The 13,441-nt window shown below is 73.0% G+C and carries 13 protein-coding genes; all 13 read left to right on the forward strand.

Translation table 11 applies throughout. The features are described from left to right. Nucleotides 1–15 precede the first annotated feature (15 nt). The 13 genes from AB0P06_RS32255 (at nucleotide 16) to AB0P06_RS32315 (ending at nucleotide 13,260) form a co-directional block, all read left to right on the forward strand. Nucleotides 16–1,800 carry a nickel-dependent hydrogenase large subunit gene (locus AB0P06_RS32255; protein WP_363613669.1) on the forward strand — a complete coding sequence of 595 codons (1,785 nt, stop codon included), beginning with the start codon at nucleotides 16–18 and terminating at the stop codon, nucleotides 1,798–1,800. After that, a complete protein-coding gene (locus AB0P06_RS32260; protein WP_363613671.1) occupies nucleotides 1,800–2,291 on the forward strand; it encodes a hypothetical protein in 492 nt (163 codons plus the stop codon). The genes AB0P06_RS32255 and AB0P06_RS32260 overlap by 1 nt, the downstream gene beginning before the upstream one ends. Nucleotides 2,292–2,326: 35 nt before the next feature. After that, nucleotides 2,327–2,938, forward strand: coding sequence for a DUF5947 family protein (locus tag AB0P06_RS32265; RefSeq protein WP_363613693.1), 612 nt, complete (start codon nucleotides 2,327–2,329; stop codon nucleotides 2,936–2,938). Then, complete coding sequence (locus tag AB0P06_RS32270; RefSeq protein WP_363613673.1) at nucleotides 2,935–3,579, forward strand: DUF6084 family protein; 645 nt, start codon at nucleotides 2,935–2,937, stop codon at nucleotides 3,577–3,579. The genes AB0P06_RS32265 and AB0P06_RS32270 overlap by 4 nt, the downstream gene beginning before the upstream one ends. After that, a complete protein-coding gene (locus AB0P06_RS32275) occupies nucleotides 3,576–4,952 on the forward strand; it encodes a hypothetical protein (protein ID WP_363613675.1) in 1,377 nt (458 codons plus the stop codon). Before AB0P06_RS32270 ends, AB0P06_RS32275 begins: the two co-directional genes overlap by 4 nt. After that, nucleotides 4,949–5,485, forward strand: a complete 537-nt coding sequence (locus AB0P06_RS32280; protein ID WP_363613677.1) for a hydrogenase maturation protease — start codon at nucleotides 4,949–4,951, stop codon at nucleotides 5,483–5,485. Before AB0P06_RS32275 ends, AB0P06_RS32280 begins: the two co-directional genes overlap by 4 nt. Before the next feature lie 221 nt (nucleotides 5,486–5,706). Continuing rightward, on the forward strand, nucleotides 5,707–6,087 hold the full coding sequence (gene hypA / locus AB0P06_RS32285) for a hydrogenase maturation nickel metallochaperone HypA (protein ID WP_363613679.1): 381 nt from the start codon (nucleotides 5,707–5,709) through the stop codon (nucleotides 6,085–6,087). 5 nt (nucleotides 6,088–6,092) lie between these two features. Continuing rightward, the gene (gene hypB / locus AB0P06_RS32290) at nucleotides 6,093–6,908 is read left to right on the forward strand and encodes a hydrogenase nickel incorporation protein HypB (RefSeq protein WP_363613681.1); all 816 of its coding nucleotides are present in this window, start codon (nucleotides 6,093–6,095) and stop codon (nucleotides 6,906–6,908) included. Further along, a complete protein-coding gene (gene hypF / locus AB0P06_RS32295) occupies nucleotides 6,905–9,229 on the forward strand; it encodes a carbamoyltransferase HypF (RefSeq protein ID WP_363613683.1) in 2,325 nt (774 codons plus the stop codon). The genes hypB and hypF overlap by 4 nt, the downstream gene beginning before the upstream one ends. A 14-nt stretch (nucleotides 9,230–9,243) precedes the next feature. Further along, nucleotides 9,244–9,570: a HypC/HybG/HupF family hydrogenase formation chaperone gene (locus AB0P06_RS32300; RefSeq protein WP_363613685.1), complete on the forward strand. Its 327-nt coding sequence runs from the start codon at nucleotides 9,244–9,246 to the stop codon at nucleotides 9,568–9,570. Further along, nucleotides 9,567–10,691 carry a hydrogenase formation protein HypD gene (hypD, locus tag AB0P06_RS32305; RefSeq protein ID WP_363613687.1) on the forward strand — a complete coding sequence of 375 codons (1,125 nt, stop codon included), beginning with the start codon at nucleotides 9,567–9,569 and terminating at the stop codon, nucleotides 10,689–10,691. The genes AB0P06_RS32300 and hypD overlap by 4 nt, the downstream gene beginning before the upstream one ends. A gap of 160 nt (nucleotides 10,692–10,851) precedes the next feature. Continuing rightward, nucleotides 10,852–11,871, forward strand: a complete 1,020-nt coding sequence (gene hypE / locus AB0P06_RS32310) for a hydrogenase expression/formation protein HypE (RefSeq protein ID WP_363613695.1) — start codon at nucleotides 10,852–10,854, stop codon at nucleotides 11,869–11,871. A gap of 732 nt (nucleotides 11,872–12,603) precedes the next feature. Beyond that, nucleotides 12,604–13,260 carry a transglycosylase family protein gene (locus tag AB0P06_RS32315; RefSeq protein ID WP_363613689.1) on the forward strand — a complete coding sequence of 219 codons (657 nt, stop codon included), beginning with the start codon at nucleotides 12,604–12,606 and terminating at the stop codon, nucleotides 13,258–13,260. Nucleotides 13,261–13,441 lie beyond the last annotated feature (181 nt).

Below are 13,441 nucleotides of genomic sequence, written 5' to 3' on the forward strand. Positions count from 1 at the left end.
GGCACGACAGACACGATGGCGACACCGACGACGAAGGCGGCCGGCGACGGCAGCGGCCTGGTGGAGATGTCCTGGGATCCGATCACCCGGATCGTGGGGAGCCTCGGCATCCACACGAAGATCGACTTCAAGCAGAAGCGGGTCGCCGAGTGCTACAGCACCTCGTCCGTGTTCCGCGGCTACAGCGTCTTCATGCGCGGCAAGGACCCGCGCGACGCGCACTTCATCACCAGCCGCATCTGCGGCATCTGCGGTGACAACCACGCCACCTGTTCGGTCTACACGCAGAACATGGCGTACGGGGTGAAGCCGCCGCACCTGGGGGAGTGGATCATCAACCTCGGCGAGGCCGCCGAGTACATGTTCGACCACAACATCTTCCAGGAGAACCTGGTCGGGGTGGACTACTGCGAGAAGATGGTCCGCGAGACCAACCCCGGCGTGCTGGAGCTCGCCGAACGCACCGAGGCGCCGCACGCGGGCGACCACGGCTACCGGACCATCGCCGACATCATGCGCTCGCTCAACCCGATCGAGGGCGACTTCTACCGCGAGGCGCTCCAGGTCAGCCGCTACACCCGCGAGATGTTCTGCCTGATGGAGGGCCGCCATGTGCACCCCTCCACGCTGTACCCCGGCGGCGTCGGCACGGTGGCCAGCGTGCAGCTGTTCACCGACTACCTGACCCGGCTGATGCGGTACGTCGAGTTCATGAAGAAGGTCGTCCCGCTCCACGACGACCTCTTCGACTTCTTCTACGAGGCCCTGCCCGGCTACGAGGAGGTCGGCCGGCGGCGCGTCCTGCTCGGCTGCTGGGGCAGCCTCAACGACCCCGAGCACTGCGACTTCACCTACCGCAACATGACGGACTGGGGCCGCAAGATGTTCGTCACCCCCGGCGTGGTGGTGGACGGCAAGCTGGTCACCAACGACCTCACCGAGATCAACCTCGGCATCCGGATCCTGCTCGGCAGCTCGTACTACCAGGACTGGCAGGGGCAGGAGCTGTTCGTCACCCACGACCCGCTCGGCAACCCGGTCGACCCCCGGCACCCGTGGAACCAGCACACCATCCCCGCCCCGCAGAAGCGCGACTTCGACGGCAAGTACAGCTGGGTGATGTCGCCGCGCTGGTTCGACGGCAAGGACCACCTCGCCCTGGACACCGGCGGCGGCCCGATCGCCCGGCTCTGGTCCACGGCGCTCTCCGGCCTCGTCGACATCGGCTACATCAAGGCCACCGGCCACAGCGTCAAGATCAACCTGCCCCGCTCGATGACCAAGCCCGAGGTCACCTTCGAGTGGAAGATCCCGCAGTGGTCCAACGCCATCGAGCGCAACCGGGCCCGTACCTACTTCCAGGCCTACGCGGCCGCCGCCGCCCTGCACTTCGCCGAACAGGGCCTGGCGGAGGTGCGCGCCGGGCGCAGCCAGACCTGGGAGCGGTTCGAGGTCCCGGACGAGTCCATCGGCTGCGGCTTCACCGAGGCGGTCCGCGGTGTGCTCTCGCACCACATGGTGATCCGCGACGGCAAGATCGCCAACTACCACCCGTACCCGCCGACCCCGTGGAACGCCAGCGTCCGCGACAGCTACGGCACCCCGGGTCCGTACGAGGACGCGGTGCAGAACACACCGATCTTCGAGGAGAACTCCCCGGAGAACTTCAAGGGCATCGACATCATGCGCGCCGTCCGCAGCTTCGACCCGTGTCTGCCGTGCGGCGTGCACATGTACGTCGGCGGCGGTCGCACGGTGCAGAAGATGCACGTCCCCACCGGTCTCAGCGGGCTCGCCTGATGACGGCGGAGCAGACCGGACAGCGGGTCCAGGAGGCCCTGGACACGCTGGCGGGCCGGGGCGAGGCCGCCGTGGCCGAGGACCTGGTCCGCGAGCTGATGGCCTTCTACGGCGAAGGGCTCGCCCGGATCGTCGCGCTGCTCCCGGCGGGCGCGCTGGAAGCGGTCCTCGACGATCCGGCGGCGGCCGGGCTGCTGGTCCTGCACGACCTCCACCCGGAGTCCGTGGAGGCGCGGATCGGGCGGGCGCTCGCCTCCGTGCCGGAGCACCCCGTCCGGCTGCTCGGCTTCGAGGCCGGGTCCGGCACCCTCCGGCTGCGCCGGGACGGCGACGGCGGGTGCGGCTGCGGCGGCACCGAACAGGCCGCGCGGGAGGCGATCGAGAGCGCGCTCGCCTGCCACGCGCCCGAGGTCACGGCGGTCGAACTGGACCGTGCCCCCAAGCTGCTGCAGATCGGCGGCCGCCCGCCGGTCGGGGCGGAGGCCCGGTGAGCGCCACCCGCCAGGCCGCCCGCCCCGGCACGGCGCTGCTCCGCAGACTGCGTGAGCCGGCGCCCCCGCAGCCCGAGCGCTGCGCCTTCTGCGGCCTGCACCTGCCGTCCGGGCACCAGCACCTGGTGGACACCGAGGAACGCTCACTGGCCTGCGCCTGTACCGCCTGCGGAATGCTGTTCCGGCAGGCCGGCGCGGCCGGCGACCGGTACCGCGCGGTGCCGGACCGCTACCTCTCCGACCCCGGCCCCGGTCTGGACGAGGCCGCCTGGGTGACCCTGCGGATCCCCGTCAGCACCGCCTTCCTGTTCCGCAACGCGGTGCTGGACCGCCTGGTCGCGCTCTACCCCAGCCCGGCCGGCGCGACCGAGAGCGAACTCGACGAGGAGACCTGCCGGGCGGCGCTGACCGGCACCCGCCTGGCCGGGATGCTGGAGCCCGACGTCGAGGCGCTGCTGCTGCGCCGGACCGGCGGACGGATCCAGTGCCTGCTGGTGCCGATCGACGTCTGCTACGAGCTGGTCGGGCGGATGCGGCTGCGCTGGCAGGGCTTCGACGGCGGGGCCGAGGCCCGCGCCGACCTCGACGCCTTCTTCCGGCGCGTGACCGGCCGCGCCAAGGCGCTGCCCGAGGAGGAGCCCGCGTGAGCGACCTCGGTTTCACCTGCACCGGGGTACGGGCCGACCCGTACGCGGCCGGGCCGACTCTGGTGTTCCGGCTGCGGATCACGGCGGCCGAGGGCCTTCGGGTGCACGCCCTCGCCCTGCGCTGCCAGCTGCGGATCGAACCGGGCCGGCGCGGCTACGGCGAGGCCGAGGGCGAGCGCCTGGCCGATCTGTTCGGCGAGCGCTCGCGCTGGGCGACCTCGATGCACCCCGTCCAGTTCGCCCACGTCCCCCTGATGGTCCCGGGCTTCACCGGCAGCACCGAGATCGACCTGCCGGTGCCCTGCACCTACGACCTGGACGTCGCCGCCGCCCGCTACCTGCGGGCGCTCGACGACGGGGAGATCCCCGTGCTGCTGCTCTTCTCCGGTACGGCCTTCGCCGGCCCGGGCGGATTCCAGGTCCTGCCGGTGCCCTGGGACCAGGAGGCCGCCGTGCGGCTGCCGGTCGCGGTCTGGCGGGACATGATCGAACAGCACTTCCCCGGCTGCGGCTGGCTGCGACTGCCGGGCGACCTGATCGATGCGCTGCTCGCCTACCGCTCCCGGCGCGCCCTGCCGTCCTGGGAGGCGACCGTCCGTGAGCTGCTGACCGCGGCCCGGATCGAGGAGGCGGTCCGGTGACGGTCATTCCGCCGGGCCTGGCGGCCCGCTTCACGGCCGCCCGGCAGATCGCCGACGCGGTCCTGCTGGAGGGCTACGTCCTCTACCCGTACCGGGCGTCGTCGGCCAAGAACCGGTTGCGCTGGCAGTTCGGCGTGCTCGTCCCGCCCGGGTACGGAAAGGACCGGGCCGAACACTCGTACCAGCGCACCGAGTGCCTGATGGAGCCGCGCGGCGGCGACCGCCTCGCGGTCGAGCTGCGGTTCCTGCGCGCCCAGCGCCGTACCGTTCAACAGACCACCGCCGACGGGTCGTTCGAGACGGTGGAGCGGCTGTCGCTGGCCGACCGGGTGCTGGCGCCGTGGGACGAGGGCGTCGAGGAGAGGATCGAACTCCTCCTGCCGGTCGACGAGTTGGCCGATGGCGAGGTGGTCCGGGCGTTCCGGCTGCCCGCGGGTGCGGACGAGGAGGCGGTCCGCGAGGACGGCCGCCAGGTCGGGCGGCTGCTGCGCCGCCGCGAACAGCTCGACGGCGTCCTGCGGTTGAGCACCCAGGAGGTGCCCGGCCCCTACCGGGCGGTGCGGCTGACGGCGGTGGTCGAGAACACGGCCGACTGGCGGCCGCCCGACGACACCGGCCGGGATGGCGCGCTGCCCCGCGCGCTGGTCTCGGCACACCTGCTGCTCGGGCTCGAACGCGGCTCCTTCCTCTCCGTCACCGACCCGCCCGAGTGGGCCAGGGCGGCCGTCGCCGAGTGCCGCAACGAGCACACCTGGCCGGTCCTGGTCGGCGGCGAGGGCCGTGACGACATCCTGCTCTCGTCGCCGATCATCCTGGAGGACCACCCCCAGGTGGCACCCGAGAGCCCGGGCGTGCTCTACGACGCGACCGAGATCGACGAGATCCTCGCCCTGCGCACGGCCGCCCTCACCGACCAGGAGAAGCGGGAGGCCCGGGGCACCGACGACCGGGCGGGCGCCGTGATCGACCTCGCCGACTCGATGCCCGCCGAGGTGCTGGAACGCCTGCACGGCACGGTCCGGGCGCTGCGCGAGGTCACCGCGCCCCCGGCCGGCCCCGACACGGACCGGCCCTGGTGGGATCCGGGAAACGACCCGGCCGTCGACCCGGACCACGACCAGGTGCTGGTCGACGGCCGGCAGGTCGGTGCGGGCAGCCGTGTCCTGCTGAAGCCCGGCCGCCGCCGCACCGACGCCCAGGACCTCTTCCTGCACGGCCGGACGGCGCTGGTGGAGGCGGTGCTGCACGACGTCGACGGCTCGGTACACCTGGCCGTCACCGTCGAGGGCGACCCGGGCGCCGATCTGTGGCGGGCCCAGGGCCGGTTCCGGTACTTCCAGCCCGACGAGGTCGAGCCACTGGAGGGAGCATGAGCGCGGACCGGGTCCTGGTCGCCGGGGTCGGCAACATCTTCCTCGGCGACGACGGCTTCGGCGTCGAGACCGTGGCCCGGCTGCGTGCCCGGCCGCTGCCCGAAGGGGTGGAGGTGGTGGACTTCGGCGTCCGCGGTGTCCACCTCGCCTACCAACTCCTGGACGGCTACCGGACGCTGGTCCTGGTGGACGCCACCGCCCGTGGTGGTCCGCCCGGCACCGTCTACCTGATCGAGGCGGACACCGGCCCGGTGGAGCCGGCGGACACGGCCCTGCTGGACGGGCACCGGATGGGGCCGGACGCCGTTCTCGCCCTGCTCGGCACCCTCAGCGCGGGCACCGGGGGCGCACCTCCGGGCCGGGTGCTCGTGGTCGGCTGCGAACCGCGGCTGCTGGAGGAGGGCATCGGTCTCAGCGCCCCCGTCGCCGCCGCCGTGGACCGGGCCGTCGAACTGATCCTGCGTGTCCTCGCCGAGCCGGAACAGGGCCGCGAGGACACCCGTCAAGCGGAGAGAAAGGTCTCACCATGCTGAAGAACCTGATCGGAGCGGCCGTGCTGGCCGTCCTCGCGGCCGCGGTCTGGCAGAGCCTGCCCGACCTGAAGCGCTATCTGCGGATCAGCCGGATGTGAACGAACCGGCGCTGCTGCGAAAGGGGTAGCCCCACCGGCGGTGGCGGCGCGGCTGCGGGCCGGCGCCGCTACCGCGGCCTGTAATGGGAGCCGTTGCCCACCGGACCCGCAGGGACGAGGCCGATGCACGAGATGTCGATCGCGATGGCCGTCGTGGAGCAGGTGGCGGAAGCGGCCGGCGCCCACGGAGCCCACCGGGTGGCGGCCGTCCGGGTCCAGATCGGCGAACTGGCCGGCGTGGTACCCGAGGCACTCGGCTTCTGCTTCGAACTCGCCTGCGCCGAAACACCGGTGGAGGGGGCGGAGCTGCACATCGAGAGCGTCGCCGGACGGGCGGGGTGCGCGGGCTGCGATGCCCGATGGCTGACCGGGATGCCGCCGGACCTGTGCTGCCCCCGCTGCGGCGGAGCGCGGACGGAACTTCTGGCGGGGCGCGAGTTGCAGATTCTCGGGGTCGACTGGGCGGACACCCCGGTCCCTGCCCCGGCCGACCAGGAAGGCTGAAGCCGATGTGCCGCACGGCCGATCTCCGACAGGCGATCCTCGCCCGGAACGACGACGGCGCCCGCGAGTTGCGGGCGGAACTGACGGCGCGGGGCGCCGCAGCCGTCAACCTGCTCTCCAGCCCCGGAAGCGGGAAGACCGCCCTGCTGGAGGCGGAGCTCACACTCGCCCGCGAGCGGGGCGTACCGGTGGCAGCCCTCACCGCCGACCTCGCCACCGAGAACGACGCCGTCCGGCTGGCCCGTTCCGGGGTCCCCGTCAAACAGGTCCTGACCGACGGACTCTGCCACCTGGAGTCGGCGATGCTCCGGAGCCACCTCGCCGGCTGGCTGCCCGATCAGACCCGCCTGCTGTTCGTGGAGAACGTCGGCAACCTGGTCTGCCCGGCCTCGTACGACCTCGGAGAGACGCTGCGCGTCGTACTGGCCTCCGTCACCGAGGGGGAGGACAAGCCGCTGAAGTACCCGACGGCGTTCGGGCTCGCCAACCTGGTGGTGGTCACCAAGACGGACATCGCCGAGGCGGTGGAGTTCGACCAGGACGCCTTCCTGGCCAACGTGCGGCAGGTCAACCCCGGGGTGGAGGTGGTGTTCACCTCGGCCAGGACCGGCGCGGGCGTCGGCGCGCTGCTGGACCGGGCGCTGGCCGTGCTGGACGGCGCCGAGGTGCACCGGCCGGTGATGGCTCAGGCGTCGGCTCACGGGCACTCGCACGGGCACTCGCACGGGCCCGGGGGTGGGCATTCACACTCGCACGAGTACGCGGACGGCGGCGGGCTTCTGGCGATCCAGGTGTCCGACCCGGTGGGGGAGCAGTTTTGACGGTGCGTCACCCGGAGGCGTCCGAGCGGCGCCGGGTCGTGGTGCGTGGCGTCGTCCAAGGGGTCGGCTTCCGGCCGTTCGTCTTCTCGCTGGCCACCGGGCTCGGGCTCGCCGGGCACGTGACCAACACCGAGGACGGGGTGCTCGCCGAGATCGAGGGGCTGCCGACCGCCCTGGAGGCTTTCTGCCACCGGGTGGCGAGCGAGGCGCCGCCGCTGGCCGAGGTGGTGTCGGTACACCACGAGACCGTCCCCGCCTCGGGCGCGGAGGGGTTCACCATCTCCCCGTCGCACAGTGCCGGGCGAGGTCGCACGTTCGTCCCGCCCGACGTCGCCACCTGCGCGGACTGTCTGGCAGAGCTGGGCGACCCGGCCAACCGCCGCCATCGGCACCCGTTCATCACCTGCACCAACTGCGGGCCGCGCTTCACCATCGTGACCGGGCTGCCGTACGACCGGGCCGCCACCACCATGGCCGGGTTCCCGATGTGCCCCGACTGCGCCCGCGAGTACGCCGACCCGGCCGACCGGCGCTTTCACGCCCAGCCGATCGCCTGCCACGCCTGCGGTCCGCGGCTGGTCCTGGTGCTGCCCGGCCGGGCCGACCTCGCCCGGGAGGAGGCACTGGTCCGGGCCAGGGAACTGCTCGCGGCGGGAGCGATCCTCGCCGTCAAGGGACTCGGCGGCTACCATCTGGCCTGCGACGCGCGGAACGCCGGGTCGGTCGCCCGGCTGCGCCGCCGCAAGAACCGCGGCGACAAGCCCTTCGCGGTGATGGCCGGCGAACCGGACGACCTGGACGGGATGGTCCATCTCGACCAGGAAGAACGGGAGTTGCTCACCTCGGCCGTCCGGCCGATCGTCCTGCTGCGGCGCCGGGGCGGAGCCGTCGCCGAGATGGTGGAGAAAATCGCCCCGGGCAGCCCCGACCTCGGTGTCCTGCTGCCCTACACTCCGTTGCACCACCTGCTGCTCGGTCTGCCCGGCGATCCGGCCGGGCCCCGGCTGCTGGTGATGACCAGCGCCAACAGCTCCGGCGAGCCCATCGTGACCGGCGACCGTGAGGCCCTTGAGCGGCTCGCGCCGCTCGTGGACGGCTGGCTGACCCACGACCGGCCCATCCAGGTGCCGGTGGAGGACTCCGTCCTGCGGATCGTCGACGGGCAGCAGCTGCCGCTGCGCCGCTCACGGGGCATCGCCCCGCTGCCGGTTCCGCTGCCCGTCCCGGTCCGTCCGTCGCTCGCGGTCGGGGGCGACCTGAAGAACGTGTTCGCCGTCGCCGAGGGCGGCTACGCCTGGCTCTCCGGCCATGTCGGGGACATGGACGACCTCGGCACCCTGCGGGCCTTCGACCGGGCCGTCGGGCAGCTGAGCGGGCTGACCGCCGTCACGCCGGAGCTGCTGGTCGCGGACCGCCACCCCGGCTACCGCTCGGTCCAGCGGGCCTTGCGCGGCGCCGGGACCAGGCCGGTGGCGAGGGTGCAGCACCATCACGCGCATGTGGCGGCCGCGATGGCCGAACACGGACTGGACGGTTCCCGGCCCGTCATCGGCATCGCGTTCGACGGCACCGGATACGGGGACGACGGGGCGATCTGGGGCGGTGAGGCACTGGTGGCCGACTACGACGGCTTCGAACGGTTCGGACACCTCGGCTACGCCCAACTCCCCGGCGGTGACGCGGCGGTGACGCGCCCCTACCGGATGGCGCTGGCCTGGCTGCGCCGGGCCGCACTGCCCTGGACGCCGGAACTGCCGTGCGTGCGCACCTGCCCGGCCGACGAACTGGCCGTACTGGAAAAGCAGTTGGAGTGCGGACTGAACTGTGTGCCGACCTCCAGCATGGGCCGTCTCTTCGACGCCGTCTCCTCGCTGGCCGGCGTCTGTCACCGGGCCGGGTACGAGGCGCAGGCGGCGATCGAGCTGGAGGCGGCGGCCGTCGCGTACGGCCCGGTGCGGGGAGGCGGCTACCGCTTCGCGGTGACGCCGGGGGAGGAACCGTCGCGCGCGGACCCGGCCCCGGTGCTGGCCGGCGTGGTGGACGACCTGTGCGCGGGCGCGCCGACCGGACTGATCGCGGCCCGGTTCCACGACGCGGTCGCGGAGCTCGTCCGGAGCTGGTGCGGCGAGGCGCGGGACCGGTACGGGATCGGGGTGGTGGTACTGACCGGCGGGGTGTTCGCCAACGCGGTGCTCGCCTCGGCCTGCGCCCGGGGCCTGCGCGACGACGGGTTCAGCGTGCTGCGGCACCGCAGGGTGCCGCCGAACGACGGAGGACTGGCCCTGGGCCAGCTGCTGGTGGCGGCGAGAGTCACCACCTGAGACGGAGGAAGCCCATGTGTCTGGCGGTACCCGGCAGGGTGATGGAGATCGAGGAGCGGGACGGTACCCGGATGGCCGTGGTGGACTTCGGCGGCGTGGTCAAGGAGGTGTGCCTGGAGTACCTGCCGGACCTTGAGGTGGGCGAGTACGCCATCGTCCACGTCGGGTTCGCGCTGCAGCGGCTGGATGAGGAGTCGGCCCGAAGGACGCTCGACCTGTTCACCGAACTCGGCCTGTTGCAGGAGGAGTTCGGTGACCCGTGGGAGGCGGCTGGTGGTGCGCCCGGGGCGTTCGACGCGGCCGGGCCGTCCCGGCCCGAGACGAAGGAGGAGTGGCGGTGAAGTACCTGGAGGAGTTCCAGAACCCGGAGCTGGCCAGGGGCCTGCTCGACGACATCGGAGCGGCGGTCACCAGGCCGTGGGCGCTGATGGAGGTCTGCGGCGGTCAGACGCACACCATCATCCGGCACGGCATCGACCAACTTCTTCCAGAAGGAGTGGAGTTGATCCATGGGCCGGGGTGCCCGGTCTGCGTCACACCGCTGGAGGTGATCGACAAGGCACTGGAGATCGCCGCCCGGCCCGAGGTCGTCTTCTGCTCCTTCGGGGACATGCTGCGGGTGCCGGGCACCGGCCGTGACCTGTTCCGGGTCCGGAGCGAGGGCGGCGACGTCCGCATCGTGTACTCGCCGCTCGACGCGCTGCGGATCGCCCGGGAGAACCCGGACCGTCAGGTGGTGTTCTTCGGCATCGGCTTCGAAACCACCGCCCCGCCCAACGCCATGGCCGTCTACCAGGCCCGGCGGCAGGGGCTGCGGAACTTCTCCATGCTGGTCTCGCACGTCCGGGTGCCGCCCGCGATCGACGCCATCATGGCTTCGCCGGACTGCCGGGTCCAGGGCTTCCTCGCCGCGGGCCACGTCTGCAGCGTGATGGGCACCGACGAGTACCCCGCGCTGGCCGCCCGCCACCGGGTGCCGATCGTGGTGACGGGCTTCGAGCCGCTCGACATCCTGGAGGGGATCCGGCGCACGGTGCGGCAGTTGGAACGCGGTGAGCACACCGTCGACAACGCCTACCCCCGGGCCGTCCGCGCCGAGGGAAATCCGGCGGCCCGCGCGATGCTCGCGGACGTCTTCGAGGTCACCGACCGTGCGTGGCGCGGTATCGGCGTCATCCCGCAGAGCGGCTGGCGGCTCTCGTCGCGCTACCGCGAGTACGACGCCGAGTACCGCTTCGACGTTTCGGGGATCACCACCTGCGAGCCTGCGCAGTGCCGCAGCGGCGAGGTGCTGCAGGGGTTGCTCAGGCCGAACGAGTGCGAGGCCTTCGGCACGACCTGCACGCCGCGTACGCCGCTCGGCGCCACCATGGTCTCCAGCGAGGGGGCCTGCGCCGCGTACTACCTCTACCGCCGGCTCGGCACGCCGGCCGGCGCCCGGGAGGCGAGTCCCGTTGCCTGACACCGACCTTGACATCGACCTTGACCTTGGTCCGGGCCCCGACGGAGGGCTGGACGGCGGCATCTCGCCGGGCGGCGGTGCCATCACGCGCACGGCTGTCGTCGATTCGGACGGCGCCGGGGCGGATGCCGCGCCGGACTTCGCCGGGTGGACCTGTCCGGTGCCCTTGCGGGACCACCCGAGGGTGGTGATGGGCCACGGCGGCGGCGGTGCGCTCTCGGCGGAACTGGTCGAGAACGTGTTCGCGCCCGCCTTCGGAAGCCGGACGCTCGCGGCCCTCGGCGACTCCGCCGTCCTCACCCTCGGCGGGGCCAAACTCGCCTTCTCCACCGACTCGTTCGTGGTACGGCCGCTGTTCTTCCCCGGCGGCAGCATCGGGGACCTCGCCGTCAACGGGACGGTGAACGACCTCGCCATGAGCGGGGCCCGGGCGGCGTACCTCTCCTGCGGGTTCATCCTGGAGGAAGGCGTCGAGATGAGTGTGGTCGGGCGGGTCGCCGAAGCCCTCGGCGCGGCCGCCAGGGCCGCCGGGGTCGAGGTGGTGACGGGCGACACCAAGGTGGTGGAGGCCGGCCGGGGCGACGGCATCTACCTCAACACCGCCGGAATCGGCCTGATCCCGGCCGGGGTCGACATCCGGCCCCAACGGGCCGTGCCGGGCGATGTGGTGATCGTCAGCGGGGAGATCGGCCTGCACGGCGTGGCGATCATGAGCGTCCGGGAGGGCCTGGAGTTCGGGGTCGAGGTCACCAGCGACTGCGCCGCCCTGGGCGGTCTGGTCGAGACGATGCTCGCCGTCACACCCGACCTCCACGTGCTGCGTGACCCCACCCGGGGTGGGCTCGCCGCCGCGCTCAACGAGATCGCCACCGCGGCCGGGGTCGGGGTGGTGGTGCGGGAACGCTGCGTCCCGGTTCCCCCGCAGGTGGCCAACGCCTGCGCGATCCTCGGGCTCGACCCGATGTACGTCGCCAACGAGGGCAAGCTCGTCGCCTTCGTGCCGCGCGAACACGCCGACGCCGTCCTCGCGGCCATGCGGGCGCACCCGCTGGGCGCGGCGGCCGCGGTGATCGGTGAATGCGTGCCCGACCACGCCGGGATGGTCGTGGCCCGGACGGCCCTCGGGGGCACCCGGGTCGTCGACCTCCCGCTCGGGGAGCAGCTTCCGCGGATCTGCTGAGCCCCGGGGAGCTCCGGAAGCCCTGGGAGACCTGGGAGTCCGGGGGCTTCGGGAACCTGGGGAGCTTCGGGTGGCGGCGTGCCGATGCGGTCGTCGGCGCGCCGCTTCGGCGGGTGGCGCGGGGGTGCTTTGTGGTGGGCGGGTCAGGGGGCGGTCTGGGGGCGTGACCTGGCGCCGGGGGCGTGCGACAAGGCGGGCACGCGGCGGACGGTTCCGGTCGCGAGCAGGCGGTGCCGCGGGAGCGGCGGCGCTCCAGGACGTGGCTCAGGGTCTGGACGCGGTCGGCGCCGCCACCTGACCGGGACCGGCATCACCCGTCCTGATCGGTCACACGGTGGGGTGGGAAGCCCGGCGCGGATCCGGCTTCGGAGGCCTCGTCGGCGGCGTCCGACGGCGCTTCAGTCGCTCTGGCCGACCGGACAGGTCCGCTGCGAAGAACCCGTCCGGCGCACGGAGCACGACGGCCCGCGGGGAGGCGGGATTCTTTGCGGCACCGGCCCGTTCCACAGGGGCCGAGGGCTCCCGCGCCGGATGACGTGGCGCGGTGGGAGCGCCCCCCGGTAGCGGGTCGCGTCGGCCGGTCGACGGCCGGAGCCGGTCGGGTGGTACGTGACGGCTGTGCGGGTGACCTTGCGGCGGCGTCGAAGGCGACGCGCCGACAGCGGTGTGCGTCGGTAATGGGGCGTCGCTCGCGGGCGGCGCTTGTCATGTCGTCGAACCTGAGAGTCGCCCATGCCTTCCAACACTCGTCTGCGCCGCCTCGTCCCCGTTGCCTTGTGCACCCTGGCCGCGGCCTTCCCCGTCCCGGCGGCCCAGGCCGCGCCGCCGGGCGGGCCGGCCGGCGGCGACGGGGGCGGCCCGGTGGACTGGCACCGGCTGGCAGCGTGTGAGAGCGGGGGGAACTGGCGCATCAACACCGGCAACGGTTACTACGGGGGACTGCAGTTCGACCAGCCGACCTGGCGGGAGAACGGCGGCCTCGGCTACGCACCGCGGGCCGACCTCGCCGCCCCCGAGGAACAGATCGCCGTCGCCCAACGGCTGGCCGCGCGACGGGGCCTGACCCCGTGGCCGGTCTGCGGCGCCACGGCCGCGCGCCACCACGCACGGCCCCCGGTCCGCCCGGTCGTGCCGCCGCCCGTCGACGATGCCGTCCACGACCGGAGCGGGACCGTCGAGGAGGCTCCTCTCCCCGACGGGGACGCCACCGGTGCCTTGCCCGGACCGGGGGAGGTGTGGACGGTCGGTGAGGGCAACACGCTCGGAGCCATCGCCGAGCGGCTGGGCCTGCCGGGTGGCTGGCCGGCGCTGTACGAGCTGAACCGGCTGGTCATCGGTGCCGATCCGGACCTGATCGAGCCCGGTGAGCAGCTGCGAATTCCCGGCTGAGCCGCCGCGTCGGCTTCCGGCGGCGAGGCGGTGCGGGCCCTGGGCGGGCGCGCCGGTCGATCTGACGGGGCGTCTGCCGGGTCTCGTCCCATGAGTCGGAGGCGGGCGCCGGGGCGGGTGTGGAGGAAGCGGTCCAGACGGGTCAGGGCGCCCTTCTGATGCTCGTGCAACACGAGATTGG

The organism is Kitasatospora sp. NPDC088351, from assembly GCF_040685575.1.
Classification (GTDB): Bacteria; Actinomycetota; Actinomycetes; order Streptomycetales; family Streptomycetaceae; genus Kitasatospora.